21 protein-coding genes and 1 pseudogene are annotated in these 26117 nt (G+C 61.5%); 11 read left to right on the top strand and 11 right to left on the bottom strand.

Features of this window, described 5'->3' with window-relative positions; translation table 11 throughout:
* Nucleotides 1-731, bottom strand: a 731-nt coding sequence (locus tag ACLBXN_RS18760; protein WP_447613128.1) for a hypothetical protein, incomplete at its 3' end; no start/stop codon positions are given.
* 189 nt (nt 732-920) lie between these two features.
* Entirely contained in the window at nt 921-1268 is a 348-nt protein-coding gene (locus ACLBXN_RS18755; protein WP_447613127.1) for a hypothetical protein, read from the bottom strand.
* Nucleotides 1269-1527: 259 nt separating this feature from the next.
* Here ACLBXN_RS18755 and ACLBXN_RS18750 point away from each other — a divergent pair, with 259 nt between their 5' ends.
* A complete protein-coding gene (locus ACLBXN_RS18750) occupies nt 1528-2091 on the top strand; it encodes a helix-turn-helix domain-containing protein (protein WP_447613126.1) in 564 nt (187 codons plus the stop codon).
* A gap of 502 nt (nt 2092-2593) precedes the next feature.
* Here ACLBXN_RS18750 and ACLBXN_RS18745 read toward each other — a convergent pair.
* Nucleotides 2594-4468 (bottom strand): hypothetical protein, encoded by a 1875-nt coding sequence (locus tag ACLBXN_RS18745; protein WP_447613125.1) that lies wholly within the window; start codon nt 4466-4468, stop codon nt 2594-2596.
* Nucleotides 4469-4598: 130 nt separating this feature from the next.
* Complete coding sequence (locus tag ACLBXN_RS18740) at nt 4599-5303, bottom strand: YebC/PmpR family DNA-binding transcriptional regulator (RefSeq protein WP_003053809.1); 705 nt, start codon at nt 5301-5303, stop codon at nt 4599-4601.
* A 188-nt stretch (nt 5304-5491) separates the two neighbouring features.
* Here ACLBXN_RS18740 and ACLBXN_RS18735 point away from each other — a divergent pair, with 188 nt between their 5' ends.
* Nucleotides 5492-6634 (top strand): PQQ-dependent sugar dehydrogenase, encoded by a 1143-nt coding sequence (locus ACLBXN_RS18735; protein ID WP_447613124.1) that lies wholly within the window; start codon nt 5492-5494, stop codon nt 6632-6634.
* A gap of 33 nt (nt 6635-6667) precedes the next feature.
* Here the strand turns inward: ACLBXN_RS18735 and ACLBXN_RS18730 are convergent, their stop codons facing one another.
* On the bottom strand, nt 6668-7093 hold the full coding sequence (locus tag ACLBXN_RS18730) for a virulence factor MviN (protein WP_447613123.1): 426 nt from the start codon (nt 7091-7093) through the stop codon (nt 6668-6670).
* A gap of 265 nt (nt 7094-7358) precedes the next feature.
* Entirely contained in the window at nt 7359-9530 is a 2172-nt protein-coding gene (locus ACLBXN_RS18725) for an autotransporter-associated beta strand repeat-containing protein (protein WP_447613122.1), read from the bottom strand.
* A 332-nt stretch (nt 9531-9862) separates the two neighbouring features.
* On the opposite strand from ACLBXN_RS18725, the gene ACLBXN_RS18720 reads away from it, so the two are divergent.
* The gene (locus ACLBXN_RS18720; RefSeq protein WP_447613121.1) at nt 9863-11092 is read left to right on the top strand and encodes a nucleoside recognition domain-containing protein; all 1230 of its coding nucleotides are present in this window, start codon (nt 9863-9865) and stop codon (nt 11090-11092) included.
* Between the two features lie 62 nt (nt 11093-11154).
* Nucleotides 11155-11773, top strand: a pseudogene (locus tag ACLBXN_RS18715) (HD domain-containing protein).
* Nucleotides 11774-11779: 6 nt separating this feature from the next.
* On the opposite strand, the gene ACLBXN_RS18710 reads toward ACLBXN_RS18715, so the two are convergent.
* Nucleotides 11780-12433, bottom strand: a complete 654-nt coding sequence (locus tag ACLBXN_RS18710; protein ID WP_447613120.1) for a flavin reductase family protein — start codon at nt 12431-12433, stop codon at nt 11780-11782.
* A 320-nt stretch (nt 12434-12753) separates the two neighbouring features.
* Between ACLBXN_RS18710 and ACLBXN_RS18705 the strand changes: the two genes are divergently transcribed.
* Nucleotides 12754-13776, top strand: coding sequence for an ABC transporter substrate-binding protein (locus tag ACLBXN_RS18705; RefSeq protein ID WP_447613119.1), 1023 nt, complete (start codon nt 12754-12756; stop codon nt 13774-13776).
* A 37-nt stretch (nt 13777-13813) separates the two neighbouring features.
* Here the strand turns inward: ACLBXN_RS18705 and sbcB are convergent, their stop codons facing one another.
* Entirely contained in the window at nt 13814-15253 is a 1440-nt protein-coding gene (gene sbcB, locus ACLBXN_RS18700; RefSeq protein WP_447613118.1) for an exodeoxyribonuclease I, read from the bottom strand.
* 102 nt (nt 15254-15355) lie between these two features.
* A complete protein-coding gene (gene rtcR / locus ACLBXN_RS18695; protein WP_211459109.1) occupies nt 15356-16966 on the bottom strand; it encodes an RNA repair transcriptional activator RtcR in 1611 nt (536 codons plus the stop codon).
* Nucleotides 16967-17168: 202 nt separating this feature from the next.
* On the opposite strand from rtcR, the gene ACLBXN_RS18690 reads away from it, so the two are divergent.
* The 4 genes from ACLBXN_RS18690 to rtcA all read left to right on the top strand — a co-directional run bounded on the left by ACLBXN_RS18690 (nt 17169) and on the right by rtcA (nt 22770).
* The gene (locus ACLBXN_RS18690; protein WP_447613117.1) at nt 17169-18746 is read left to right on the top strand and encodes a vWA domain-containing protein; all 1578 of its coding nucleotides are present in this window, start codon (nt 17169-17171) and stop codon (nt 18744-18746) included.
* An 823-nt stretch (nt 18747-19569) separates the two neighbouring features.
* A complete protein-coding gene (locus tag ACLBXN_RS18685) occupies nt 19570-20796 on the top strand; it encodes an RtcB family protein (RefSeq protein ID WP_343677506.1) in 1227 nt (408 codons plus the stop codon).
* Nucleotides 20797-20849: 53 nt separating this feature from the next.
* Complete coding sequence (locus tag ACLBXN_RS18680; RefSeq protein ID WP_447613116.1) at nt 20850-21698, top strand: nucleotidyltransferase domain-containing protein; 849 nt, start codon at nt 20850-20852, stop codon at nt 21696-21698.
* Between the two features lie 34 nt (nt 21699-21732).
* A complete protein-coding gene (rtcA, locus tag ACLBXN_RS18675) occupies nt 21733-22770 on the top strand; it encodes an RNA 3'-terminal phosphate cyclase (RefSeq protein ID WP_447613115.1) in 1038 nt (345 codons plus the stop codon).
* Between the two features lie 17 nt (nt 22771-22787).
* Here the strand turns inward: rtcA and ACLBXN_RS18670 are convergent, their stop codons facing one another.
* Both ACLBXN_RS18670 and cls read right to left on the bottom strand, forming a co-directional pair.
* Nucleotides 22788-23633 (bottom strand): NAD-dependent protein deacetylase, encoded by an 846-nt coding sequence (locus ACLBXN_RS18670; RefSeq protein ID WP_211459119.1) that lies wholly within the window; start codon nt 23631-23633, stop codon nt 22788-22790.
* Nucleotides 23633-25072: a cardiolipin synthase gene (cls, locus tag ACLBXN_RS18665; RefSeq protein ID WP_447613134.1), complete on the bottom strand. Its 1440-nt coding sequence runs from the start codon at nt 25070-25072 to the stop codon at nt 23633-23635. Before cls ends, ACLBXN_RS18670 begins: the two co-directional genes overlap by 1 nt.
* 168 nt (nt 25073-25240) lie before the next feature.
* Between cls and ACLBXN_RS18660 the strand changes: the two genes are divergently transcribed.
* Nucleotides 25241-25495 (top strand): helix-turn-helix transcriptional regulator, encoded by a 255-nt coding sequence (locus tag ACLBXN_RS18660; RefSeq protein ID WP_003053782.1) that lies wholly within the window; start codon nt 25241-25243, stop codon nt 25493-25495.
* Nucleotides 25496-25579: 84 nt separating this feature from the next.
* Nucleotides 25580-26113, top strand: a complete 534-nt coding sequence (locus tag ACLBXN_RS18655) for a GAF domain-containing protein (RefSeq protein ID WP_043005251.1) — start codon at nt 25580-25582, stop codon at nt 26111-26113.
* Nucleotides 26114-26117: the final 4 nt, after the last annotated feature.

Genomic DNA, 26117 nt, shown 5'->3' with positions numbered 1-26117 from the left:
ACATGCAACACCCAGCGATCTCCTTGCGCTGTCGTCCTGCCAGTCACCAGGCCCGCATAAGCCTCCTCGATATCCGCATTGCTACGCGTCCGGTCGGTAAACAGCTCCCTGCCTTTTGAGCCAGTCAGCATCACGCTGCCGCTGCCGTACAGATAGGTATGGGGGCTAAGCGGAGTCAGGCCATAGAGCCCGGCATGGACATAGCCCTCCATCCACCCCTGGTAGCCAGCCCCCGAAGGTCGCCCCTGCACCATAGGGTTGCCGGCCAAAAAACGATCGGGTCGGCCATACCAGGCATTTCTGTTGCCGTAATACAGACCCAGCGCCTCCAGCTTGACACGCAGAAAACTCCGGCTGTCCTGATACAGCAATGGAAAGCCTTGTGATGAGTCCTTGACCAAGGCACCAGCAGGCTGGGAGCGATCGGGGGCGGCGTGGGTAGCCAGCTCCACATTCACCTGCACCACCACGCCACCTGTCGGGCCCCGCTGAATATCGAGCTCGGCGGCCGACACATTGGGGTTGCTACGTAGCCTGGCGAGTTCAAAGTCCAGCTTTTCCTGGCTTACCCGGTCTCCTGGAAAAATGGACATGGCCTTGCGCAGACGATCGATGGCACGCTCCACCGAATAGGCATCCTGCCCGGGATTGCTCACCTGAAACTGAACCGCCTCTATGCGCGGCGTTTCGTCCAGCCCCAGTGAATACTGGGCATATGCAGAATGTGCCAAACCCGCGCAAAGCAGCAGTGCATGGCGCACACGCAGCCCTTGCATGGCAGACGTTGAAAGCAAAGTCTTTGCAGACTGCAACAGTTCGGCGTGCAAGCGCTTCGCGGCCACCGGAGACCGGGTGGCTGAGACATCTCGAGCGCTCCGGCTCGAATCGGGGTCAAGGTCTCTGACTGTCATCAGCCGACCTCAGGGCTTGAGAAAGCGCTGCCACTCACCGGCACGCAGCAGACGCCGACAGCTTTGCCCATTGAGTGCTGTGCCCAAAAACTGGCCGCGCTCGAGTGCCTTGTCCCTGGCGGCCAGCGCGCGCAGCCGATCGGAGCGGTGCATGACAGAAACTTCTTCGGCGGCACGCAGCTGCGCCCATCGATAGCGCCGCTGACGATCGTCATGCTGGTCGCCGCAGAAATGCATGGCACCGGCAAAAGCGCCTAGCCGAAAGGCCTGATCGGCATCCTGTGCCCAGGCATGGGGAGCATCCATCCCGGATACAGCAAGAAAACTGACAGTAAATACATGTGACTTGATATTCATAGAGGGAGATTCTCATTTCCCCTCATGTGGCGTCAATGCAATATTGCCCAAAATGGGCACGCTGCACGAATCGACCAGAATCAAGTTCTTGCCATTGACATTGATCAATGCTATGGTTGAAATGTCTATACAAAGATTTTTACTGACCAGCATCAATATGCAATCAGACCAGCAAATTCTCTTTGCAAGACATTCATATAGATAAATTCATTTACATGATTTATATCAAATTCAATTGAAAACCGAAAAAGGAGACGGCATGAATGAGAGAAAAGAAAAACTCAATATCGGATTCAAATCTCACACAAGAATCAGCTCCCTCAAGAATTTTCAGAATTTCGATATTGCCTACAATAAATCTTTTGTTCTAGTCGCATATATTGCCAATCGGTTCCTTATAGATCACATGCTCCGATCAGCGCGGCTTTTTGCCAACAATGATTTCGAAACCATGGTCATCTGGGGGGTCCTGGCCCATCAGAACGTGGGCCATCTCATGCCCCCCGGCATTGCCCCCGAAGCCGTCCTGTCCGAACGTGGCCGTCTTGAGAGCGAAGAGAAACTGCGTCCATTGCGCTTGCGCGATGTCTCAGCCATTACGGGTATTCCACGAGAAACTACACGCCGCAAACTGGAAGCAATGGCCGACAAGGGATTTGTGCGCAAAACAGATTGCGGCTGGATTGTGATTGGCGAAAGAGCAGAGCCCGAAATACGTGAATTCACCAAAGAAACCATTATGAGAATGGTTTCCGCGTGTGACGATGTACTGGCGGCCCTGAAGAAGTCGGATTCTGCCGCTGTGACGAGATATGCGGCATGACACAGCAACTCCTAGAAAAAGACACTGTAAGTCGGTGTCTTTTTTTATTGAGATCTTGGATCAGAAATCATCAATCAGATCAAGAATAAATGCATTCGACTTCAACTTGAAATAAAATCAACATGATTTGAAGAAATCTAAAAACTTGTAAGCAGGCTGCTCCATCAAAAAATCGACCAATAAAACAATTCTTACATGAGATTACCTTCTTCGAGGCAGAGGATATTCCCAGCTGAATATGCCAGCTGCTTCGCAGAAGCCCTCTTCAATCAGGCGTCGGGGCGGATCTTCAGTCCCAGATGAGGCTGCGACAGCTGCTGCCACGCCATGTACCAAGAGCAGGCATGGTCGGCTAGCGTCAAATCAGTCAGGCTTTTCCGAAGTTGCAGCCCCCTGCCTCAAGCGGGCTGCGCTGGCCGCCAACAAATATCAGCAAAACAAGCATAAGAACCTTACCCTGCTTGTGAAAACAGCTATCAAATAGATATCAAAATCTTCAATCTCACCAACTCAGCGCCTGGGCCAGCTGCTCGGCCCGCGTTTGCTCGCGCGGGCCCGCCACCGAGGCGCGCAGGATGGCGCGGCTTTCGCCCTGGTCGACAATCCAGAAGACGACGCGCGTGACGGGAGCTGCGCCCGGTCGGCTCTCCTGCGGGCTCACTTCAAACGTCCATTGACGGCCTTCAGGCCGGCGGTCCCTGGAGCGTGTCTGCGCGGTGAAGCTGCGCTTCTTCATGCTCCCCGCCTTCAAGCGGAACTGCTTTTCCAACGCTGTGCGCAACAGCTTCTCCTGCGCTTCGTCGGACTCGGGGATTTTCAGCCCCGTGGTCAGGCCCAGCAGTTGTCCGGTCATCAGATCGCGGTACATCATGCGCTGCGAGTCTCTTGGCTCCTGCAGATGAAAGCCCGCAGCACGCATGGGCAGCACCATGCCGGTATGCCGATTTTCCAGGTCGGCCACCTTCGGGTCCCGGGCCTGCACCCAGATGTTCTGCAGCCCGCCGGCATTGCGCAGGTACTGACGCATCAGTCGCGCGGCATCGGCATCGCGTCCCTGCTGCGCCGCCAGCTCTGCCCCATATTGCTGGGCCAGGTCTACCAGCTCGGACTCCAGCCTGAACAGGCTGACATAGGGCCAGGCCTGCAGTGCCTGATCCAGATAGCGGCCAGCCTCGGCTTGCTGACCGGCCTTGAAGGCCGAGATGCCAGCCACCGTATTCAGGCGTGCCAGCTCGGCGGGGAACTGCGCATCGGCCAAGGCCGCGCGGGCCAGTTGACCGGCCCTGGACCAGTCGTCATCGACCCGCCAGGCATGGCTCACCTCGCGCTCCTGGCGCGGTAGCTCAGGCGGCAGCTCGGGCGCTTTGGGCCACTGCATGGCCTGCCACAGCTGGGGTAGCTGCTGCAGCGCGCTATCACGCTCGCTATCCATTTGCTCGGCGTGCAGGCTCAGTTTCCAGTTACCGCGCACCAGCCCCCAGTCCAGATGCAGGACATCGGGCCTCCCCTCTTCTCTTTTCTCGCGGCTGGCCTGCTGGCTTTGCACAGCATCGGCGAACGGCAGGGCCGGCATCCTCAGCCCAGGCTCTGGCATCTGCTCACTGGCAAAAATGCCATGTTCCTGCTGCAACGACTTCTGCCTGGCTGCAGTGTCCATGTCTTTCAGACCATCGTCATAGCCGAGCCGCATGCGGACCCGCAGGCGCCTGCCATCGGGCTTCAGATAGACATACTCCAGATTCGCGACCTCCTTGCGATCCCTGGCCGGCTCCAGCTGGACCAGGACCCAGCGCCCCTGCACCAGCGGCACGCTGAACTGAGCGGCCTGGTAGCGCAGTTGCTGGTCTGCCGTATTCCACTGCCACAGCGGCTCAAAAGCCTTGGACTCCTGCTTGAGCGCCTGCAGATAGCGAGTCAGTGCGCCTTGATCGCCGGCCATCATGGCGGCCGTCAGACCGCGCTGTATCAGCGCCTGCATCTGCCCGCTGACCGGGTCGTAGCCCTCGGCTGCAACCAGAGCCATCATCTGGTCGGTCTGCAACACGGCCTGCCGGTACTGCCCTTGCTGATAGAGCAAGGCGTAGAGCAAGCCCGAAGCATCGAGCTGTTCGTAGGGATTGCCGCGCGGCAGCGTCATGTCCAGCAGCTTGTGCGCCTGGGCGATGGCCTCGTCCCAGCGCTTGGCCTGTGCGGCCTCAACCACGGCACGGCGCAGTCTGAAAAAAGGCGAATCCTGTTCGGCGGGCGAATCCGCCTGTCCGGCAGCCCCCGTCTGCCTTGCAGGTTCAGCCGCCTGCGGCGCAGGGCCCGCCAGCAACAAGGCCACCGCCATGGCGGTCAGGGAAACAGGCGCGGGGATACGAGGCAAAAAAACCATGAAGTCGATCCACAAGACAGTTCAGCAGACTTGCAGTATAGAAAACCGCTGCCTGCCCGCAGGCCTGGGACGGCTCAGGGCAAAAAAAGAGCGGCTCCAGGGCCGCTCTCTTTGACATGCTGCAATGGCTTCAGTCCACCAGACCGGCGTAGACATGCTGTACGTCGTCGTCGTTTTCCAGACCGGCCAGGAATTCCTGCACTTCTTCTTGCTGCTCGGCAGACAGGCTGCTCATGCTGATGGGGTTCTTGGCCTTGTAGCCCAGCTTGACCGACAGCACCTTGATGCCTTGCGCGGGCAAAGCCTTGCTCACGGCGTCCAGATCGGCAATATCGGTAATGAACAGGGTGGTGCCTTCTTCTTCGCCAGCTTCGAAGTCTTGCGCGCCGGCTTCGATGGCAGCCATTTCGACGTCGGCGCCGTTTTCAGGCTCGCCTTCGATCATGCCCACATGGTCAAAGTCCCAGGCCACGGCGCTCATCTGGCCCTTGCGGAAGCAGACGCGCATGTTGGGAGCCGTGCGATTGGGATTGTCGGTCAGGCACTCCACCATCACGGGCACGCGATGGGGGGCATAGCCTTCAAACAGCACGCTGGAGTAGTTCACGGCGTCGGCGCCAACGCCGGCACCCTTCTTGATGGCACGATCCAGCGTGTCCTTGGGCATGGAAGCCTTGCGGGCCGCTTCCACCGCCATGCGCAGACGCGAATTGGCTGCGGGATCACCGCCGCCCAGGCGCGCAGCAACCATGATTTCCTTGACCAGCTTGCCAAACAGCTTACCCTTGGCATCGGCGACCAGCGCCTTGCCCTTTGCTTTCCATTGCGCGCCCATGGCTGCGTTCCTTGTTGAATATGGTCCAAGCCTGCGTTGTGCACACACAGGCCGCTCGCCAAACTGCGGCGAGCAAAAGCCGGATTTATACACCTGCGCGCAATCTTTTGTTGGCAAACTGCATCAAGCCCGGGTCACAAACACAGGCAAACAGCGCACTGCCACCCAGCCACCCAAGAGGAGAAAACATGCATCGCATCACCATTCAAGCCCTGAGTTGCAGCGTGCTGGCCCTGCTCGGTTCGCAGACCCTGGCTGCCTCCGAGCTGGGCACCCAAACCGTGGCAACAGGACTGGAGCACCCCTGGGCACTGGCCTTTTTGCCGGACGGACGCTATCTGGTGACAGAGCGCCCTGGCCGCATGCGCATTGTGGAGGCCGGGGGCAGGCTCAACGCCCCTCTCAAAGGCCTTCCCGCCATCGCCGCAGCCGGGCAAGGCGGCCTGCTGGACGTGGTGCTGGACAGCAACTTTGCCAGCAATCGCCAGCTCTATTTCTGCTTCTCGGAGCCGGGTCAGGGTGCGGACCGAGGCAAGAACAGCACGGCCATGGCCAAAGCCCGGCTTTCAGCCGATGCAGGTTCCCTTGAAAACGTGCAGATTCTGTTCAGCCAGCGCCCCAAGATCGATTCGGCCCTGCACTTCGGCTGCCGCATCGTGGAACGCAAGGTGAACGGCAAACCCGACGGCTCACTGTTTCTGACGCTCGGAGAGCGCTACAAGGCCATGCAGGAGGCCCAGAACCTGCAGACCCATCTGGGCAAGATCGTACGCGTCAACAAGGATGGCAGCGTGCCTCGCGACAACCCCTTTGCTGGCAGGCCCGATGCGCTGGCCGAGATCTGGAGCTATGGCCACCGCAACAGTCAGGGTGCCGCGCTGGGGCCAGGAGACGAGCTCTGGATGACAGAACATGGCCCGCAGGGCGGTGACGAACTCAACCACATCGAGCCGGGCAAGAATTACGGCTGGCCCGTCATCACCTATGGCGAAAACTATGGGGGCGGCAAGATTGGCGCCGGCATCACCGAAAAGGCAGGAATGGAGCAGCCCCGGCATTACTGGGTACCGTCCATCGCTACCTCGGGACTCGCCTATCTGAGCAGCGAGCGCTATGGCGTGGCCTGGAAAGGCTCGTTCATCACGGGTGCGCTCAAGGCCATGCAACTGCAGCGCCTGCAGATTGCCGATGGCAAGGTCACCGCCACCGAAGTGTTGCTGCCGCGTCTGAGCCAGCGCGTGCGCGATGTGCGCCAGGGACCGGACGGCCTGCTGTACCTGCTCACCGATTCATCCGATGGTCAATTGCTGCGCGTGCTGGCAAAACCCTGAGCAGCCCTCGCCTCCCTGCAGCTGCGGCGATGCTCAGCACAGCACAGCCCGTCGCCGCAGCCAGTACAGATAAGCCACAATGGCCGACCAGAACAAGGCTTCGGCAAGCCAGAAGCCGATGGACAACGCATCGATACGGCTGCCCAGCCTGGAGACATACCAGGACATGGCGCCCTGGCTGGCAATGCCAAGAGCCACATAAAGAGCGCCCACCAACACCGCTGCGCGATTGCGAGTCCACAGCAGCCACACCAGCGTGAAGCACAGAGCCGAGTTCAGCGCCAGCAGGGCCTGCAGCAACAGCGCCCACCAGGCTCGTCCTGAAGAGTGCCAGCCGTCGGAAAAATCCGCCTCCAGCAGCATCCAGCCGCTCATCAGGCCCAGAATTCCGAACATGCACATCAGCAGCGACAGGCCTTTGCCGTGCGGCTGCTCCCAAAGCGTCTTCGTTGTTTTCATCAATGCAAGGCTTCCCGTCTGATCCTGCGAATCGGCGTGACTGCCGTGACGGTACGCAGCCGTCCCTAGACATGGGCTGCGTGACCGCTGACATCCTACTGCGGGCAGCTTCGCGGTCTTGTACCAGGCGCGGTACTCAAAGACGCCCATGCTCAGGTCGGGCGATATCTGGCCATCGAAGCTGGCCACCGAGAGCATGCATGCGCCCCGAAAGCAAAAAGGCCTGCGCGGCCGAACCGCGCAGGCCCTTGACTGGCAAGCCGGTTCAGCTGGCCAGCGTGATGGTCACCTTGGTATCGCCATAACTCACAGTGGATTTGGCAAAGCCATCCACGGCAACGCTATCGAACCTGTTGTGTACGCCCTTGGCGGTGAGCACCACGATCTGATCGCCAGCCTTGGGAACGTAGCCCTGGGTAAAGCTCACCTTCAGCGCACCGGCCAACGCTGCGTGCTCGTTCACCACCAACGCACCGGCGCTGCTTGCGGACAGCGCCAGATTCAGCGTACCGGATTTCTGGGTGTAGCTGCTTGCCACATTGACCTGGAGACCGTTGGTGGCCAGCGTGCCGCCATCGACATAGACCGCCCCCTTGCCCATCGCGGACGAAGAGTCGGCGCGTAATGTGCCCGCAGCAATGACGGTGCCACCGCTGTAGGTATTGGTACCTGTCAATGCCAGCGTGCCGTCTCCGCGTTTGGTCAGCTTGCCGCCGCCGCTGATGTCGTTGCGCCAGCGGTCAAAGGAGCAGAAGCCCGAGACGCAGAAGCCGTCGGTACGGTTGTTCATGGTGACGCTGACATCGGCCTCAAACCGGCCATAGCCGCTGGCCGCATCGAACAGGTTCAGGCGGCCAAAGCCTTCCTCGTCATCCAGCACCGGATAGCCCGAATCAATGGCCGTGGTCTTGAGCACTGCGCGTCGCTGGTCTGCACTCAGGTAGGGGAAACGGGTTTCCAGCAGAGTTTCCATGCCCTTTGGCACGACGGCGGGCTTGCCTGCCTTGGCGCTGTCCTTGGCAAAGCCGAAGGTCAGGCGGCGCAGATAATCGGCTCTGGCGGCCTGGAAATCCGCGAAGCGGTCTTCGCTGACACTGGCCGAGTGGGCGATATTCCAAAGCTCGACCCCGGTCTTCGCGCCGAGCCTGGTCCGCAGCTGATCCTGGGCCTGCTGGAAAACGACCGCACGCTGGGCTTCGGTATAGGCCAGGCCCCGATCCCCGGCACCTTTGAGGAATGGCATCCAGACGGAGGAGCCAAGCATGCGCCCGCCCATGACGCCCAATGCCGAGTGCATGCCTGCACGGATGCGGTTCTCTCCGGCCTCCAGTCCACGGGCGACCGCTTCATGGAAGCGCTGCGGTGCTACATAAGCAACGGCCATGGAGTAGCGCACGAATTCGGCAGTGTGGCCGCTGGGGAAATCGGAGTCCTGCTGCGCTTTCGTCTGGGCTGCCGCCGCGTCATCGCCTGCCGCGCGGCGCGACAGCAGCTCGGGCAGTACCTTGACCACCGGAAGGCTGCTGTCTGCTGCAGACCAGCGATAGGGACGGGCAAACTTGTAAAAGCCCTTGGGCCCGTTGTCCGAAGCAATATTGCCCACCGTGGCATTGTCCACAAACTGAAGCACCGCGCCGAATTCGGGATTGGTCTGCGTGCTGGTGTCGCCCCATCCCGATTTGGGATTCTTCGCAAGATCGTCCCAGGCTTGGCCCAGCGGGCCCAGCGAGCCGCCCATGACGGTGCGAGTGACCTTGTTGCCGGTATCGTCCAGCTTGATGTCTTCCTTCTGCGCATCGGTGTAGCTGGTCTGCGTGGTCAGCTTGGAGGAATACGCCATGTTCTGCAGGAACAGATCGTTCCTCTTGACCGATCCCGTAGTCCCGGCCGTTGGCGCCTGACCTGGCGTGCCATTGGTGTTGTCGGCAGTCAGCACATGCCAGACGCCATTCCAGGTGGTCAGGGCGAACGCATCACAGGCTTCCTTGCCGGCCACATTCTTGTCCGGCGTGGTCGCACCGGCGGCAAAAATGCCGGCATAGTCGGAAGCCTTGAAGCCGTTCATCTTGCGCTCGGAAGGCTCCCAGATATCGAGAAAGCCCGACAGGATGCGCAGCGTGCTGTTGGTTGTGTGATCGGCGTAGCAGGAATTGTTGCCGTCGGCCGTTGCATCGTGTCTGCCGGAGTTGTAGACCGTGGCATCTTCCCGGTACCTTGGCACATCCGTGCGCGACGCAGGCATGCTGGTGGCGGCTTGCGGAGTGGTGTTGAACGTCTCCGTGCCCAGTCCTGCGGGCGGGCCGGGGATGACATAGCCCTCGGCGGTCTCTTCGGCGCCCCCGCCGCCGCATGCTGCCAGGGTCAGGAGAGTGGCCAGGGCGACGGCGCGGAGCGCGAAGCTTGTCCTGGGCGCCGAAAAATGAACGGAAGTTTGCATACGCTAACGGATCTCTATGGGCGAAAGCTCGCCATGTTCAAGACCAACTATGAAACCGTCGTGACATAACAAGTCGGTACGGTACGGTTATTCCCTCCTGCAGCTTGCGCCTGTAGCTGCCAGGGTTGGCCGCAACCGGCGTGCCAGGCAAGGTTCGAGCGACCGCGGCTGCAGGCCGCCATTGAACGTCTGAAGCTGCCGGACTCAAGCCGGACCAGCGCTCCTTGCTTCTCTCGAACCGGCCTTCGCATCTGCGATGGATAGCGGGCGCCAAGCATCATTCACCCCTGGTTTCGCGCCAAAATCGGCAGCAGTACAGAACAGGCGCTCATATGCTCAATGCCTTGTGGCTCGGTTTTTTCTTGGTGGCGGCCGTGGCGGCGCTCGCGCAATGGTTGCTCGGCGGTCAGGCCCAGGTGTTCTCGGCCATGGTGCAGGCCCTGTTTGCCATGGCCAGGCTGTCGGTCGAAGTGATGGTGCTGCTGTTTGGCACGCTCACGCTGTGGCTGGGCTTTCTGCGCATCGCAGAAAAGGCAGGCGTGGTCGAATGGCTGGCAAAAATGCTGGGCCCGCTGTTTGCCAAGCTCATGCCCGAGGTACCGCGCGGCCACCCCGCGCTCGGTCTGATCACGCTGAACTTTGCCGCCAACAGCCTGGGGCTGGACAACGCAGCCACGCCAATGGGGCTCAAGGCGATGCGCGCGCTGCAGGAGTTGAACCCCCAGCCCGACAGCGCGACCAATGCGCAGATTCTGTTTCTCGTGCTCAATGCCTCGTCGCTGACGCTGCTGCCGGTCACCATCTTCATGTACCGCATGCAGCAGGGTGCGGCCGATCCGACGCTGGTCTTCCTGCCGATTCTGCTGGCCACTTCCGCCTCCACGCTGGTGGGCCTGCTCAGCGTCGCACTCGTGCAGCGGCTGCCTCTCTTCAGCCCCGTGGTGCTGGCCTATCTGCTGCCCGTGGGGCTGGCGCTGGCAGCCTTCATGGCCTTTCTGGCCACGCTCAGCGCGGCGGCGCTGGCCCAGCTTTCCGCGCTCATGGGCAACCTCACGCTGTTTGCGCTGATCGTGCTGTTCGTGGGCCTGGGCGCATTGCGCAAGGTGGCCGTGTACGACAGCTTTATCGAGGGCGCCAAGGAGGGCTTTGATGTAGCCAGGAACCTGCTGCCCTATCTGGTCGCCATGCTTTGCGCCGTTGGCGTGTTTCGCGCCTCGGGGGCACTGGAATATGCGCTATCGGCCATCCGCTGGACGGTGGACGTTCTGGGCATGGATGCCCGCTTTGTCGATGCCCTGCCCACGGCGCTAGTCAAGCCCTTTTCCGGCAGCGCGGCACGCGCCATGCTGATCGAGACCATGCAAAGCCAGGGTGTGGACAGTTTTGCAGCTCTGGCCGCAGCCACGATTCAGGGCAGCACCGAAACCACGTTCTATGTACTGGCCGTGTACTTTGGAGCCGTGGGCATTCAGCGCGCGCGCCATGCCGTGCCCTGCGCGCTGGTGGCCGAGCTGGCCGGCGTGGTCGCCGCCATCGTGGTTTGCTATCAGTTTTTTGGATGAATCCCTGAACTGGCGGGCGTTGCAAGCCATTTTTCATCAAATCACCCGGAAAGAGCAATGCCATGGACATCGCAGCTTCCCTGTTCCAGGCCTCCTGGCAGCGCACATGGCAGGCCCTGGGGCTTACGCCGCCCGCAGATCTGCTGCAACGCCTGCTCGAGGCCTGGGCCGAACCCCCAGCGCCACTATCACACCCAGCAGCATCTGGCCGAATGCCTGGGCCAACTCGACTGCGTCTGGGAACAGGCGCTGCGCCCCGGCGAAGTGGCCGTGGCACTCTGGTTTCACGATGCCGTCTACGACGTCAAGGCCAGCGACAACGAGCTGCGCAGCGCCGACTGGGCAGCTCAGGCACTGCAGGACAGTGGCGCGCCCGAGGCCTGCTGGCGCCAGGTGCATGAGCTGATCATGGCAACCTGCCACACCGCCACACCCACGCAGGCCGATGCCAGGTTGCTGGTCGATATCGATCTGGCGATTCTGGGTGCCGACCCCGTACGTTTTGCCGAATACGACCGTCAGGTCGCCGCCGAATATGCCTGGGTGCCGCGTCTGGTCTATGGCTTCAAGCGCAGGCGGGTGCTGCGCGGCTTTCTGGACCAGGCCTTCATCTATGCCACACCGCACTTTCGGCAACTGCTGGAGGCCCAGGCCCGCAGCAATCTGCAGCGGATCACCTGAACAGGTCTACATCTCGTCAATGACCGTGCTGGCCGTGGCGCTCAGCGCGGGCGCCCTGCCCTCAAGGGCCTCGACGGCAAAGCGGTCGCGGCAGTTGACGTAGAAGCTGGCCCCGAAACGCCCTACCGGGAAGAACTCCTGCAGACGCACCCGCCATTTCTCGGTGTCCACCAGCCCTTCGCGCACGGCCAGCCACTGGACGCCGCCGATAAAGACATAGCGGCTCTCGGTCTCCAGCGTCTCGTGCAACACGCATTCAAAGGCCACTGGCGCCTGGGCAATGCGCGGCGGCTGCACGCTCTGCGACGGGGTCGCTGTCAGGCCTGTGTGCTGCAACTCGCTGTGCTCGGGCGGCAGGCTGTCGCCGCAGCGGTGCATGGCGGCGGCCATGGCCTCGTCGGTGATGTGCACCACGAACTCGCCCGTGCGCAGGATATTCGTGGCCGTGTCCTTCTGCGCCATATCCTGGCGCTTGTTGACGCTGAGCATGACCACCGGCGGGTCCTCGCCCATCATGTTGAACATGCTGAAAGGCGCCGCGTTTACCGTGCCATCGACTCCCAGCGTGGTCACGAGTGCAATCGGGCGCGGCACGATCAGGCTGGCCATCAGCTTGTAGCGGGCATAGGTGTCCAGTTGCGCAAAATCAATTTCGGTCATTGCAGTCTCTCCCGGCCCTTGCGGCCGTTCTCGCCCTGGCGGCGGATCTGGTATGGATTCGATAGCAGGCTGCGCAATCAGCAGCAGCCCTGAAGCTGTACAGGACTGCAATATTCATGCCGGACGCCTCCGGACGACCCGCTCTCGATCTGCGCACGGCCACGCACCATCGCAGGCACCCCATGCACCAGAGCCGGACATGCAGGTACGGCACGCACCGTCGCAGTGCCCTCTCCAGCGGTTCACACTTTGTATACACATTGGCATCGATCTTGCGCACAGGCAGCAGTCCCTTCGCCATCGATAAACCAAGGAGTCATATGCGCAAACGAACCTTTCTTCAGGCCGCCACGGCCGTTGCAGCCCTGAGCTGGGGCGCTGCCCAGGCGGCGGACACGCCGCTCAAGTTCCAGCTGGACTGGCGCTTCGAAGGACCTGCAGCCCTGTTTGTCCACCCCGAGCAAAAAGGCTATTTCAAACAGGCCGGTCTGGATGTGAATGTGGAGGCCGCCAGCGGCGCAGGCGCCATCCAGCGCGTGGCCTCCGGCACCCATGATCTGGGCTTTGCCGACCTCGCCGCACTGATGGAATTCCACGCCAACAACCCCGACGCGCCCATCAAGCCCGTGGCGATCATGGTGATCTACAACACCACACCGGCCTCGGTGATGGCACTCAAGAAGTCGGGCATCACCAAGGCCGCCGACCTGACGGGCAAGAAAATGGGAGCCCCCATCTTTGACGCCGGCCGCCGCACCTTCCCCATCTTCGCCCAGGCCAATGGCGTGGGCGAGGTGCAATGGAGCACCATGGAGCCGCAGCTGCGCGAAACCATGCTGGCGCGTGGCGATCTGGATGCCGTCACCGGCTACACCTTCACCAGCCTGCTCAATCTGGAGGCCCGCGGCATCAAGCGCGAGGATGTAGTGGTCCTGCCCTACGCCACACACGGCGTTCAGCTCTACGGCAATGTGATCATCGCCAGCCCCAGGCTGATTGCCGAAAAGCCGGAAGCCGTACGCGCCTTCCTCAAGGCCTTTGCGCGGGGTGCCAGGGAAGGGATTGCCAATCCCGAAGCCGCCATTGCGTCCATGAAAGCCAAGGATGGACTGGTCAACGTGCCGCAGGAGGTCAAACGCCTGAAGCTGACGATCGAGACCGCCATCGACAGCAAGGGCGCACGTGAAGAAGGCTTTGGCCAGTTGCGCACCGAGCGCCTGGCCAGGATGGCCGAGCAGGTTGCCAAGGCCTATGCCACCAAGAACCCGGTGCCGGCCAACGCCGTATGGAACGGCAGCTTCCTGCCCACCGCAGCAGAGCTGGACATCCTGCCCAAACGCTAGGCCTACATTGAGTCAGCCACCGCCGAGGCCTCAGGCCTCAGGCCTCGGGCACCATGGCGTCGGCATAGTCGTAGAGCTCGCCCAGAATCTCCTCGGCGCGCTCGTCGGCGGTTTCGGACAGGGTGTCGATCATGGCGAACATCTGCTCCGCCGTGCGCGCCCCACCCTGGCCTTCGATCAGGCAGGCAGCGCGGTGCTGCTCCCAGCGCTGCTGCTCGCCGGCATCGAGCGTCTGCGGGAAGTTGCGCGCACGGTAGCGCCAGACCAGCTCGGTCAGGCGTGCGTCATCAAAGCCGGTCTTGTCCAGCGCCAGCTCCTGGGGCGAGAGGCGCTTGATGCGCTCCAGACGGCGGCGGTCCTCGTTGCCTACAAAGCCGCCATACAGATCCTGGTCGGCATCCAGCGGCTCACCCGCCTCGCGCGTGAAGACGGCCTTCCATTGCGCGCTCATATCGGGCAGGTCTCGGGCCACCGCCGCATGCCGCATCGCCAACTCCATGTCCACGCCCCATTTTTCGGCCATGGCCGGGCTCAGGGTCTTGAGGCTGCCCACCACCATGGGCGACTTGTTGACGTGGATGCTCTTGATGGGCAGACGGCTCACACCCTCGGGCAGCTCGGCCTGGCGCGTAAACAGGCGCAGACGCAGGTCTTCGATGCTGATGCCGGCCAGCTCCGAAGGGTCAGCTGCCAAGTCCCAGCAAATCACCTCGTTCTTGTTGGTGGGGTGGGTAGCCAGCGGCCACATCACGCCGATGCAACCACGTGCGGGGCTGATCATGCCGGTCACATGCAGAAACGGGCGTGCGTGCTCCTGCGTGGCGGGCAGGCCCATCTCGCGCAGAGCGCCTTCCTTTTTATGCAGACCAAAGGCAAAGTCAAACAGGCGCGGCTGCTTTTCTCGGATCAGCCGAGCCAGGGCGATCGTGGCGCGCACATCGCTCAGCGCATCGTGTGCCTGCTCGTGCAGCAGACCATTGGCGCGGGCCAGGTCCTCGAGTTTGAAGCTGGGCGTGCCGTCCTCCTTGGTCGGCCACTGAATGCCATCGGGACGCAGCGCATAGACCATGCGCACCACATCCAGCAAATCCCAGCGGCCGCAGCCATTCTGCCACTCACGCGCATAGGGGTCGGTGAGATTGCGCCAGAACATGAAGCGCGTGATTTCGTCGTCGAATCGAATGGTGTTGTAGCCCACGCCCACGGTACCGGGCTGCGCCAGCTCGGCCTCGATCAACGCTGCAAACTCATGCTCGGCAACGCCTTCCTGCAGTGCACGCTGGGGCGTGATGCCCGTGATCAGGCAGGATTGCGGATCGGGCAGATAGTCATTGGCCGGCTGGCAATACCACATCACGGGCTCGCCGATCTCGTTGAGCTGGTCATCCGTGCGTATGCCCGCAAACTGCGCGGGACGGTCATAGCGCGGCTGAGCGCCAAAGGTTTCGTAGTCGTGCCAGAAGAAGGTATGAGCCATGGGCCCGAAGTATGCCTGCGAACCGGCACAGCTTAGGACTCAGCCCCATCAACTTCAAGCCTTTTTGGCCTTTATCCCTTATGGATAAAGCGCAAGCAGCTATCAATATGATTGTTTGAGCTGCTCCCAATTCAAACCAAATTTGTGCAGAAATTTACGCAGCCGGTCTGCATCGTTGACCACGGCTTTCTGCTGGCGCGACTGATCAAACAGTTTGCGACCCGCATCGGACAGCGTGGTCGATGCGCGGCAGACGGCGATGACGGACTGCAGTTGCAAGCGGTCAAACAGATCGATCTGGGCGATGGCGTCTTCGGACAGATAGTCGCCCAGATCCACCTCAGCCTTGGGCAGGACATGGCTTTGCGAATGCTGCCACAGCCAGTCCAGGCGCTTGATCTCGGCCTCCACCTGCCTGGTCGTGATGCGACCGCTGTCGGCCAGTGTGGCCAGCCGCGTGATGCTGGCCGCAAGGTCGCGGAAGTTGCCGCTCCAGGGAGCCTGGGCAGACTTGGCGAACTGCAGATACAACGCCCTGGCCTCGGCGTTGAAACGCACGGAGCTGCCGGTCTCGGCCACAGCGCGCAGCAGCAGGTGGTCGATATTGGGCTCCAGATCCTCGGGGCGCTGTGCCAGACCTGGCAAGGTATAGGACCAGAGATTGATACGCGCGAACAGGTCTTCGCGAAAGCGCCCCTCGGCCACATCGACGCGCAGATCGCGATGGGTACCGGCTATGAGCTGGAAGTCGCTGCTGACCTCCTTATCACTGCCCATGGGGAAAAAGCGCTTTTCCTCCACGGCCTTGAGCAGCATGGCCTGCTCGTCCAGACCGAGCTCGCCGATCTCGTCGAGAAACAGTACGCCTTCATGCGCCGTGCGCAGCAGGCCAGCACGGTCTGCCGCCGCCCCGGTGAACGCGCCCTTTCTGTGGCCGAACAAGGTGGAGGCCGCGCCGTCGCCACGCAAGGTGGCGCAGTTGACCTCGACAAAATCGCCAACCACTTGGTGGCGCGATTTCTTGAGCTCGAAGATGCGCCGCGCCAGATGAGACTTGCCCGCACCCGTGGGCCCGGTGAAAAGAATCGGTGCACGCGAACGAATCGCCACGCGCTCTATCTCTTCAATCAACTGGTTGAACTGCGGGTTGCGCGTGGCAATGCCGTTCTTGAGGAAGTCCAGCGCCTCGGTCTGGGCCTGATGGAAGCGCTGGGCCAGGGCTTCGTAGCGCGTGAGGTCCAGATCGATCAGGATCATGCTGCCTGGCGAGCCCGCCTGCTGCTTGCGCGGTGGCGAGGTCTGCAGCAGCACACCCGGTATCTGGCGCGACTCCACCATCAGGAACATGCAGATCTGGGCCACATGGGTGCCCGTGGTGATGTGTACCCAGTAATTCTCGCGCTCGGTATCGAAACGGTAATTGCGCGCCCAGTCGTAAAGCGCGGCATACATCTCGCCAAAGTCCCAGGGGTCCTGGACCTCGGAGTCCACCAGGTTGACCCGGGTTTCGGGCGAGACATTGGCAATGTCCTGCACCAGGGTCTGCGCCAGCTTGTCATAGCGGCTGGAGTACAGCAGCTCCAGCCGGTCTATCACCTGGTCTTCATGCTGCATCAGAGACACCGTGGGCCGCCACTTGCTCCAGCGCCCTGCTCCCTGCCCTGAATCGAGCTGCGTGCCCATGAAGCCAATCACCACATTCTTTTTGGACATATCTTTCCAGATAAATATCTATCTTTAATTCTAATAATCTTTCAATCTCTCTTCCACCACATCTACCACAACAAACAGTCGAAATGAAATTTATCCAATAAATTCAATGACTTAAAAATTAATCACTCCCTCCTCAAGAAGTTGGCACACCGCTTGCAATAACCAAAGCATCTGCAAGTTGAATGCAAACAGGAGAAGAAGAATGGTCAACACGCAATTGTTTCAAACCAGCCGCGGCGCACTGGCTGCAGCCGCCAACACGGTCAATCAGCAAGGCGCAGCAGCCTATGCCTTCAGCCCCCGCCACCAGCTGGCCCAGATGGCCGTGACCGGCTGCCTGAGCCAGACTTTCTATGCGGATGGTCAGGATCAACTGGAGCAGCTGAGCAATCTGGTGCTGGAAGTGGACACGCGCTTTACAGCCCAGACGGCCGTCTATGCCCGCCAACGCGGCTATATGAAGGACATGCCAGCCACCCTGGCTGCCGCGCTGGCTGTCTGGGATACCGCGCTGCTGAGCCAGGTGTTTGGCCGCGTGATCGACAACGGCAAGATGCTGCGCAACTTTGTGCAGATCGTGCGCAGCGGCGCCATGGGTCGCAAGTCCCTGGGCTCGGCACCCAAGAAGCTGGTGCAGAACTGGCTGCTCAATGCGAGCGAGAAGCAGCTGCTCAGCGCTGCCGTGGGCAAGCAGCCATCGCTGGCCGATGTCGTGAAGATGGTGCACCCCAAGCCTCAGGAGGCCTGGCGTTCCGCATGGTTTGCCTGGTTGATCGGCAAGCCTTTTGATGAGGCATCTCTGCCTCCCATCACCCAGGCCTTCGAGCGTTTCAAGCGCGATGCGGCCCAGGGCCTGGTGAGTGCCGAGCTGCCTGATGTGCCGTTTCAGATGTTGACCGCGCTGGAGCTGAACGCCCAGCAATGGGCGCAGATCGCCCGCAGCGGCTCATGGCAGATGGTGCGCCAGAACCTGAACACCTTTGCACGCCACGGCGTGTTCGAGATCAAGGGAATGGCGGAACTGATCGCCCGCAAGCTGGGAGATACCGACGCCGTGGCCAGGGCCCGTGCCATGCCCTACCAGCTGCTGTCGGCCTACCAGGCTGCCGGTGAGCAGGTACCGGCCCAGGTGCGCGATGCGCTGCAGGATGCCATGGAGCATGCCATTGCCAATGTGCCCTGCTTTGCGGGAGCGGTAGTGGTCTGCCCCGATGTATCGGGCTCCATGCACAGCCCTGTGACGGGTTATCGCGCCGGAGCCACCACGGCGGTGCGCTGCATCGATGTGGCCGGGCTGATGGCCGCCGCTGTGCTGCGCAAGAACAGGACGGCCCGCGTGCTGCCCTTCGAGCAGAAGGTGGTGAAGCTGGAACTCAACGGCCGCGACTCGGTGATGACCAACGCAACCAAGCTGGCAAAGATCGGCGGCGGCGGCACCAACTGCAGTGCACCACTGAAGCAGCTGGCCGATGAAAAGGCCAGGGTGGATATGGTGATCATGGTCTCGGACAACGAGTCCTGGGTCGACGGTGTGCGCCGCGGCGCCACCGAAACCATGTTGCAGTGGGAGCGCATCAAGCAGCGCAACCCCGACGCCCGGCTGGTCTGCATAGACATCCAGCCCTACGGTACGACGCAGGCCATGGAGCGTGACGACATTCTGAATGTCGGCGGCTTCAGCGATGCGGTTTTCGATGTGGTGGCAAGTTTTGCCGAAGGCACGCTTGGCGCCGAGCACTGGGTGGGCGAGATCGAGAAGATCGCTCTCGGGCCCCAGTGAGAGCTGATGGCACGGTCCAGCAAACCCAAGGTTTGCGTTTGAGACGATGCGCTTAGCCGCAGGCAGTACAAAAGTACGACAAGGCTGAGCAACGACGTATCAAGGTTCGTGCTAGCAGCTCGGAGTTGAAGTGATCATCTGTTGCTGGTGAATGCTGGTGGGACTACATATCCAAACTGTCCCGTCTCACCAACCCTTGTCGCCCGCAGCAGATGTCCTGAATGAAGTTGAACGGTTTGAATGGCTGGCTGCGAATGCCGGTGGAACTACATGGGTACCCGGATTGCAGGTTCGATTCCTGCCCGCCTCGTCGGATCGGAAGATCAACGAGCGGTAGCCAAAGGTACAGCACGGGTTATGTTTCACCCAACCCTTGTCGCGGCAAGACATTCATCACCACGGTTTGAGTTTGGCGCGAATGCCAGCAGGACTACATCGGTTGCCACGGGTTCGATTCCCAAGCCGGGAGACCGGTCATGGCTATGTCTTGCTTCTCTGGTCGCGCCGCCTTTTTTCGAAAACGACTTGCGCGAGCGTGAGTCCTGATGAATTTTCGGTTTGGCTGCCTTGCAGCGAATGCCGGTGGAACTACAGACTTTTAATCTCGTGGTCGCGGGTTCGAATCCCGCCAGCAGTTGCAAAGCTGTTGTAGCTCAGCCTGGTAGAGCACGATGTTTCACCAACCCTTGTCGCTGCAAGACCGCCATCCATGACATGAACAACAAGGAAACAACTTAGGCAAAACGGGTTCAGGCAAGACGACTGCCGCAGCAGGCAGCCCGTTGTTGCATTCTTGTTTGCGTAAGTGCTAAAGGAAATCAAGATGTCCGAACAGAATTACCAACTACTGGAAGTCGCTGGCGGCGTGCCCGTCAAGATGTGGACCAAGGGTGTGCCCGTGGAAACCGAGGCCCGGCAACAGCTGTCCAACGCTGCTCGCCTGCCCATTGTCTTCAAACATATCGCCGCCATGCCCGATGTGCACCTGGGCATTGGTGCCACCATCGGCTCGGTGATTCCCACCGTCAAGGCCATCATCCCTGCAGCCGTCGGCGTGGATATCGGCTGCGGCATGATGGCCGCCAAGACCACGCTGCGCGCCGAAGACCTGCCCGACAGCCTGGCCGCGCTGCGCTCGGCCATTGAGAAAGCCGTGCCCCATGGATCGGCACCCAAAAGCCGTGGCCGTGATCCTGGCGCCTGGGAGAACCCTCCCGAGCTGGTGGACCAGAAGTGGGCCACGCTGGCGGACGACTTCGACGCGCTGTGCGAGCTGCACCCTCGCCTGGAAAAGACCAATAACCGCAAGCACCTGGGAACTCTGGGTAGCGGCAATCACTTCGTGGAAGTGTGCCTGGACGAAGTGGGCTTTGTCTGGTTCATGCTGCACTCTGGCTCGCGTGGCGTGGGCAATGCCATCGGCAACCATTTCATCGAGCTGGCCAAGAAGGATGCCGAGCTGCACCAGCGCAATCTGCCCGACCAGGACCTGGCCTACCTTGAAGAGGGAGCCCGCTACTTTGGCGACTATGTGCGCGCCGTGTCCTGGGCACAGAAGTTCGCCATGAGCAACCGCGAAGTGATGATGGCCAACCTGATCGCCACCGTGCGCAAGGTGATTACCAAGCCTTTCGAGTCCCATGTGGAGGCCGTGAACTGCCACCACAACTATGTGCAAAAGGAAACTCACTTTGGCGAGGATGTGTTCGTCACCCGCAAGGGCGCCGTGAGCGCCAAGCGCGGCGAAATGGGCATCATCCCCGGCAGCATGGGTGCGCGCAGCTATATCGTGCGCGGCCTGGGCAACCCCGAGAGCTTTGAAAGCTGCAGCCACGGCGCGGGCCGCGTAATGAGCCGCACCAAGGCCAAAAAGCTGTACTCGGTGGCTGACCAGATCAAGGCCACCGAAGGCGTGGAATGCCGCAAGGACGAGGGCGTGATTGACGAGATCCCCATGGCCTACAAGGACATCGACGCCGTCATGGCCGCCCAGAAGGACCTGGTGGAAGTGGTCCATACCCTCAAGCAGGTGATCTGCGTCAAGGGTTAGCAAATGCAGCGGGAGCATTGGTTCTCGCTGCTTGTAAAAGAACGAGAACCATCATGCAAACCGTTGAACAAGAATTCAAACCCCAAGAGAGCGTGCTGAGCGCACACCCGATATCCGGCGCCATGCGCAGTGCCGTGCAAGCCCAGCTCAAGGCACTTGAGCGTGAGCGCGATGTGAAGGTGCTGTTTGCCTGCGAGTCAGGCAGCCGCGGCTGGGGCTTTGCTTCGCCCGACAGCGACTATGACGTGCGCTTTGTCTATGTGCCGCGCCTGCCCTGGTATCTGCGCACCCGCACGGGCCGCGATGTGATCGAGCTGCCTGTGAGCGCCGAGCTGGACGTGAGCGGCTGGGAACTGCGCAAGACTCTGCAACTGATGCAGGCTTCCAACCCGGTGCTACTGGAATGGCTGCGCTCGCCCGTGGTCTATTGCAGTGAGACAGACTGGGTCGAGCGCCTGCACAAGCTGGCGCTGCAGAGCTTTTCGCCAGTGCGCGGCTATCACCACTATCTGTCCATGGCCCGCAAGACCATGAAGAACCACCTGCGTCCGGACAGCGAAGTCGTGAAGTACAAAAAATACTTTTACGCGCTGCGTCCCCTGCTGGCTGCGCGCTGGATACGCGATATCGGCGGCGTGCCGCCCATGCGCTTTGCCGAGCTGGCGACAGCGCTGCTGCATGATGCCGACCTGCTGAGCGAACTCAATGCCTTGCTGACGGTCAAGATGCGCGCCGGCGAAGCCGCCACCAGCGCCCCCTGGCCTCGCATACAGGAGTTTCTGCAGACCGAGCTGGCCCTGGCCGAACAATATGCGCCGCAGGCCAAGCCATTGAGCGCCGAAACGGTGCAAACCACCGATGCGTTTTTGCTGGAGGCCGTAACGCGCTTCAGCACCCAGTAATCAAGAAAAAATCAAGAACAAGAGGAATAGAGCAATGATAGAAATCGACGGCTCCCAGGGCGAAGGCGGCGGCCAGATACTGCGCAGCGCCTTGGCCCTGTCCATGTGCACGGGCCAGGCTTTTGCCTTGACCCGGATCCGCGCGGGCCGCTCCAAGCCCGGGCTGATGCGCCAGCACCTGACCTGCGTTCACGCAGCCAGCGAAATCAGCAGCGCCCGGGTGGAAGGTGCAGAGCTCAATTCGCAGGCACTGCAGTTCACGCCCGGCACCGTGCGCTGCGGCAGCTATGCGTTCAATGTGGGCTCGGCCGGAAGCTGCACCCTGGTGCTGCAGACGGTGTGGCCCGCGCTGATGCTGGCTGCTGGCGAAAGCCGTGTCCAGCTCAGAGGCGGCACGCACAATCCCATGGCTCCGCCCTTCCATTTCCTGGAGCGCAGCTATGCGCCGCTGCTGCGCCGCCTTGGCGCGCCTGTGCAGCTGACACTGCAGCGCCACGGCTTCTACCCTGCCGGAGGCGGCGAGTTCGAGGCCGTGATCGGCGGCGCCCGAGAAGCGCTGACTCCTTTTGACCTTAACGAGCGAGGCAGCGCTCTCGAGGCGTATGCGGATTGCCTTGCTCCGGCCCTGCCTTCGTCGATTGCCCGGCGCGAACTCAACAAGCTGGCCGCCCTCATGGCCTGGCAGCCCGAGCAGTTGCGCCAAGCCGGCGTGCGCCAGAACGAGGGTCCTGGCAATGCGCTGCTGGGCACGCTGGTGCATGAGCAGGTGACCGAGGTCTTTACCGAATTCGGCGAAAAAGGCGTAACCGCCGAAACCGTGGCCACCCAGCTTGCGCAGGAAATGCGCCGTTACCAAAGCAGCGACGGCGCACTGGGGCCGCACCTGGCTGACCAGTGGGTGCTGCCGCTGGCGCTGGCCGTGCATTTGCGCGGGCAGCCCGCCAGCTACAGCTGCACGGAGCTGACGCCCCACGCACTGAGCAACTTCGCGGTGATTCAGAGCTTTCTGCCTGTGCGGATCACGACGGAGTCCGGGGCGAACGCCCATCGGGTGCGGATCACCCCGGGCTGATCCCCTTGCAGGAGCGGCTAGAGGCTCAGGCTCGTCAAGACCTGCCCCACATCGGCCTCGAGCTTGAAATCCAGCAATGCGTCGGCTCGCGTCACCCCCTGATTGATGGCCACGACGGACTTACCCTGCTCATGCGCTGCCAGCACAAAGCGGTAGCCCGAATACACCATCAACGAAGAGCCGGCGATCAGCAGTGCATCGGCCCTGGCGACGGCAGCCATGCAGGCCTGCACACGCTCACGCGGCACGGTCTCACCGAAGAACACCACATCGGGCTTGATCAGGCCCGTGCCGCAATGCGGGCAGGCCGGCACGACAAAGCGGCTGAAGTCCTGCCCTTGCAGATCGGCATCGCCATCAGGGGCAGGAGCCGCATACAGTTCGGCCCAGGCCGGGTTCAGCGCCAGCAGCCGCACTTGCAGATCGGCGCGGGCAGAGCGCTGGCCGCAGTCCATGCAGCGCACGGTGTCGATGCGACCGTGCAGGTCCACGATGTTCTGACTGCCGGCCGCATCATGCAGGCCATCGACGTTCTGGGTAATCAGCAACTCCAGCCGGCCTTGCTGCTCCAGCCGCGCCAGCGCCTGATGGGCGGCACCGGGCCGCGCCTGGCCCATCACGCGCCAGCCCAGCATGGAGCGCGCCCAGTAGCGCTGACGCACCAGCGCATCGCCCATGAAGGCCTGATAGGTCACGGGCTGCGGACGTTTCCACTGCCCGTTGCGGTCACGATAGTCGGGGATGCCGACTTCGGTGCTGCAGCCGGCACCGCCAATGACCACCACGCGCGGATGCGCATGCAGCCAGTCCTGCAGGCGCCACAGCGCCAGAGCGTCCACACAATGATTCACGGTTTCACTCATTACAGCAGCGGCGATGTCAGCCGGGCCATGGAGCCGAACAACCGTCGCCGCAGACCTTTCTCGCTGCGATATTGCACCATTCGAGCCTGGCCCAGGTCTGCCTCGAACTGGGCAGCGATGGCCTGATTGAGCTCCGGCCCATAGCCGATCACGCAGACCTCGTAATTGAGGAAAAAGCTGCGATAGTCAAAATTGGCCGTGCCAATCATGGCCATGTTGTCATCGACCACCAGCGTCTTGGAATGCAACATGCTGGCCGCATATTCATAGATGTGCACACCACAGCGAATCAGCTCGTCAAAATAGGAGCGCGCAGCGGCCGTCACCAATAGCGAATCCGACTTCTTGGGCACGAGGATGCGGACCTCCACACCGCGCAACGCTGCATTGGTGAGAGCCGTCAGTGCGCCTTCGGTCGGCACAAAATACGGTGTGGTCAGCAGGATGCGCTGCTGAGCCGCGTTGATGGCCGCCAGATAGGCGCGGTAGATGGCGTCCAGCTGATCGTCAGGCCCCGAAGTCACGACCTGCATGGGCATGGAGCCGTCTTCGCAGTCGGGCAGCAGGTCATCAAGATCGTCGGGCAGGCGGTGCGGATCATCGCTGCGGGTGTAGGCCCAGTCCTCGAGAAACACCGTCTGCAGCCAGTTGACGACGGCGCCTTCGACGCGCAGATGCACGTCGTGATAGGCATCGTCGCAGATGCGCTCGTTCTCTTCGTCGGTGACGTTCACGCCTCCCGTAAAGCCCACCTTGCCATCGCAGACCAGAATCTTGCGGTGGGTGCGGAAGTTGACCACAGGCCGCAGCCGCCGCCCTATCTTGGCGTCGTGAAAGCGCAGCACCTCGGCCCCGGCCTGCAGCAGCGGCTCCAGAAATTTGCGCCCCAGCTTCTTGGAGCCCAGAGCATCCACCAGCAAACGCACCTGCACACCTTCGCGTGCTTTATCGACCAGCAAATCACGCAAGGCCGTGCCGGTCTGATCGGGCTCGTAGATGTAGTACTCCAGATGCACATGGTGGCGTGCGGCGCTCACGGCCTCCGCAATCGCATCAAAGGTCGCGGCTCCGCCCACCAGCAACTGCATGGAGGTGGCCGTGCTTACCGGGAAATCGCTGGTCATGCCGACCAGCCGCGCCACCTGGCGCAGGCGCTCCTGCTGGGCCGGAATGCGTTCCCTGAGCTTTTGCATGCTGTTGCGCACTCGCGAGCGCTTTCGCGAGCGCAGCCGCTTGATGCGCTGGCGCTTCATGCGTTGCGGGCCGAAGTAGTAATAGACCAGCAGGCCCACCACGGGCAGCGCCGCCATGGACAGCAGCCAGCTCAGCGTGGCAATCGGCTGGCTGCGCTGCAGCAAGATCCAGATGCCCACCACGATGACATACAGCGACCAGCCCACGGACAGCCAGAGCTTGACGCTCTCGTGGCTCAGCTGCATTGCTATCCAGTCCAATTGCGCACTCCTGTTGTTCCGTGAACCATCACCACCATGCCCTCGCAGTATGGCAGTGACGTGGCAGACTGCGGCGCCCGGCCTGCTCCGGGGAAACACCCTCCAGCAGGCGCCACGCTTTTGTACCGCGCTACAAAGAGTATATTGATACGCATGACTTCCGAACTCATCACGACTTTGGCCCAGGCCCGCAAGGCTGCCCGTATCACCCAGGCCGATCTGGCCGAACGCGCCGGTCTGTCGCGCATGGCAGTGCAACGCACGGAAACCGGCGATGTCGACCCGCGCTTTTCCACCCTGCAGGAAATGGCCCGTGTGCTGAATATGGAGCTGATCGCCGTACCCGCCGAGCTGCATGCCCAGGTGCTGGCGCTGATCCAGACTCAAGCCGGCCAGGATTCACTTTGAAGTCTTACGTATTGTTAACTTGAGAACCCTGTTGGCTCGGCCACAATGGACCGAGTTTTTGCGCGATATGCAGAGGTTTGAGAGATGGCGATTCACAACTGGGACTACGCACCCGAGGCACTTGAGGTACAGGTCAGCGAATTGTTGCTGGCCACGGCAGATCAAAGCGACGAACTGGTCGATGAAAACGTGCGCCTGGTCCTGCAGGAGCTGCGCCAGCACCTGCATATGGAGGTGATTTTTGTCTCCGAGATCCGCAACGGCCAACGCATGTTCCAGCATGTCGATACGGCCCCCGGCAAGGAATTGATTGCCACCGGCGGCGGTGGCCCTCTGGAAGAGTCGTTTTGCCAGTGCGTGCTCGACGGCATTCTGCCCGGCCTGGTTCATGATGCTGCCACCCATCCGGCCTTTTCCAAGCTGCCGGCAACGCCTTTTCGCGTAGGCGCCCATCTGAGCACCCCTATCGTGCTGGCCAGCGGCAAGGTCTACGGCACGCTGTGCTGCTTCAGTCAGGCTGCCGATGAAAGCCTGACGGCCAAGGACCTGCAAAAACTCGAATGCGTGGCCAAGATCACCGCCAGACGAATCGACATCAAGCAGGCCCAGCATCCGTAGCCGG

The organism is Comamonas sp. C24C (assembly GCF_053345995.1).
The sequence above is the reverse complement of the archived record's forward strand: the minus strand, read 5'-3'. Positions and strand labels throughout refer to the sequence as shown.

Excerpts from the sequence above, each read along its gene's own strand:
- cls (WP_447613134.1), bottom strand. The coding sequence starts at position 25,072 with ATGCAGCTGAGCCACGAGAGCGTCAAGCTCTGGCTGTCCGTGGGCTGG.
- rtcA (WP_447613115.1), top strand. The coding sequence starts at position 21,733 with ATGATAGAAATCGACGGCTCCCAGGGCGAAGGCGGCGGCCAGATACTG.
- ACLBXN_RS18710 (WP_447613120.1), bottom strand. The coding sequence starts at position 12,433 with ATGACCGAAATTGATTTTGCGCAACTGGACACCTATGCCCGCTACAAG.
- sbcB (WP_447613118.1), bottom strand. The coding sequence starts at position 15,253 with ATGGCTCATACCTTCTTCTGGCACGACTACGAAACCTTTGGCGCTCAG.
- ACLBXN_RS18730 (WP_447613123.1), bottom strand. The coding sequence starts at position 7,093 with ATGAAAACAACGAAGACGCTTTGGGAGCAGCCGCACGGCAAAGGCCTG.
- ACLBXN_RS18655 (WP_043005251.1), top strand. The coding sequence starts at position 25,580 with ATGGCGATTCACAACTGGGACTACGCACCCGAGGCACTTGAGGTACAG.
- ACLBXN_RS18720 (WP_447613121.1), top strand. The coding sequence starts at position 9,863 with ATGCTCAATGCCTTGTGGCTCGGTTTTTTCTTGGTGGCGGCCGTGGCG.
- ACLBXN_RS18705 (WP_447613119.1), top strand. The coding sequence starts at position 12,754 with ATGCGCAAACGAACCTTTCTTCAGGCCGCCACGGCCGTTGCAGCCCTG.
- ACLBXN_RS18750 (WP_447613126.1), top strand. The coding sequence starts at position 1,528 with ATGAATGAGAGAAAAGAAAAACTCAATATCGGATTCAAATCTCACACA.
- ACLBXN_RS18685 (WP_343677506.1), top strand. The coding sequence starts at position 19,570 with ATGTCCGAACAGAATTACCAACTACTGGAAGTCGCTGGCGGCGTGCCC.
- ACLBXN_RS18755 (WP_447613127.1), bottom strand. The coding sequence starts at position 1,268 with ATGAATATCAAGTCACATGTATTTACTGTCAGTTTTCTTGCTGTATCC.
- ACLBXN_RS18725 (WP_447613122.1), bottom strand. The coding sequence starts at position 9,530 with ATGCAAACTTCCGTTCATTTTTCGGCGCCCAGGACAAGCTTCGCGCTC.
- rtcR (WP_211459109.1), bottom strand. The coding sequence starts at position 16,966 with ATGTCCAAAAAGAATGTGGTGATTGGCTTCATGGGCACGCAGCTCGAT.
- ACLBXN_RS18670 (WP_211459119.1), bottom strand. The coding sequence starts at position 23,633 with ATGAGTGAAACCGTGAATCATTGTGTGGACGCTCTGGCGCTGTGGCGC.
- ACLBXN_RS18740 (WP_003053809.1), bottom strand. The coding sequence starts at position 5,303 with ATGGGCGCGCAATGGAAAGCAAAGGGCAAGGCGCTGGTCGCCGATGCC.
- ACLBXN_RS18660 (WP_003053782.1), top strand. The coding sequence starts at position 25,241 with ATGACTTCCGAACTCATCACGACTTTGGCCCAGGCCCGCAAGGCTGCC.
- ACLBXN_RS18735 (WP_447613124.1), top strand. The coding sequence starts at position 5,492 with ATGCATCGCATCACCATTCAAGCCCTGAGTTGCAGCGTGCTGGCCCTG.
- ACLBXN_RS18745 (WP_447613125.1), bottom strand. The coding sequence starts at position 4,468 with ATGGTTTTTTTGCCTCGTATCCCCGCGCCTGTTTCCCTGACCGCCATG.
- ACLBXN_RS18680 (WP_447613116.1), top strand. The coding sequence starts at position 20,850 with ATGCAAACCGTTGAACAAGAATTCAAACCCCAAGAGAGCGTGCTGAGC.
- ACLBXN_RS18690 (WP_447613117.1), top strand. The coding sequence starts at position 17,169 with ATGGTCAACACGCAATTGTTTCAAACCAGCCGCGGCGCACTGGCTGCA.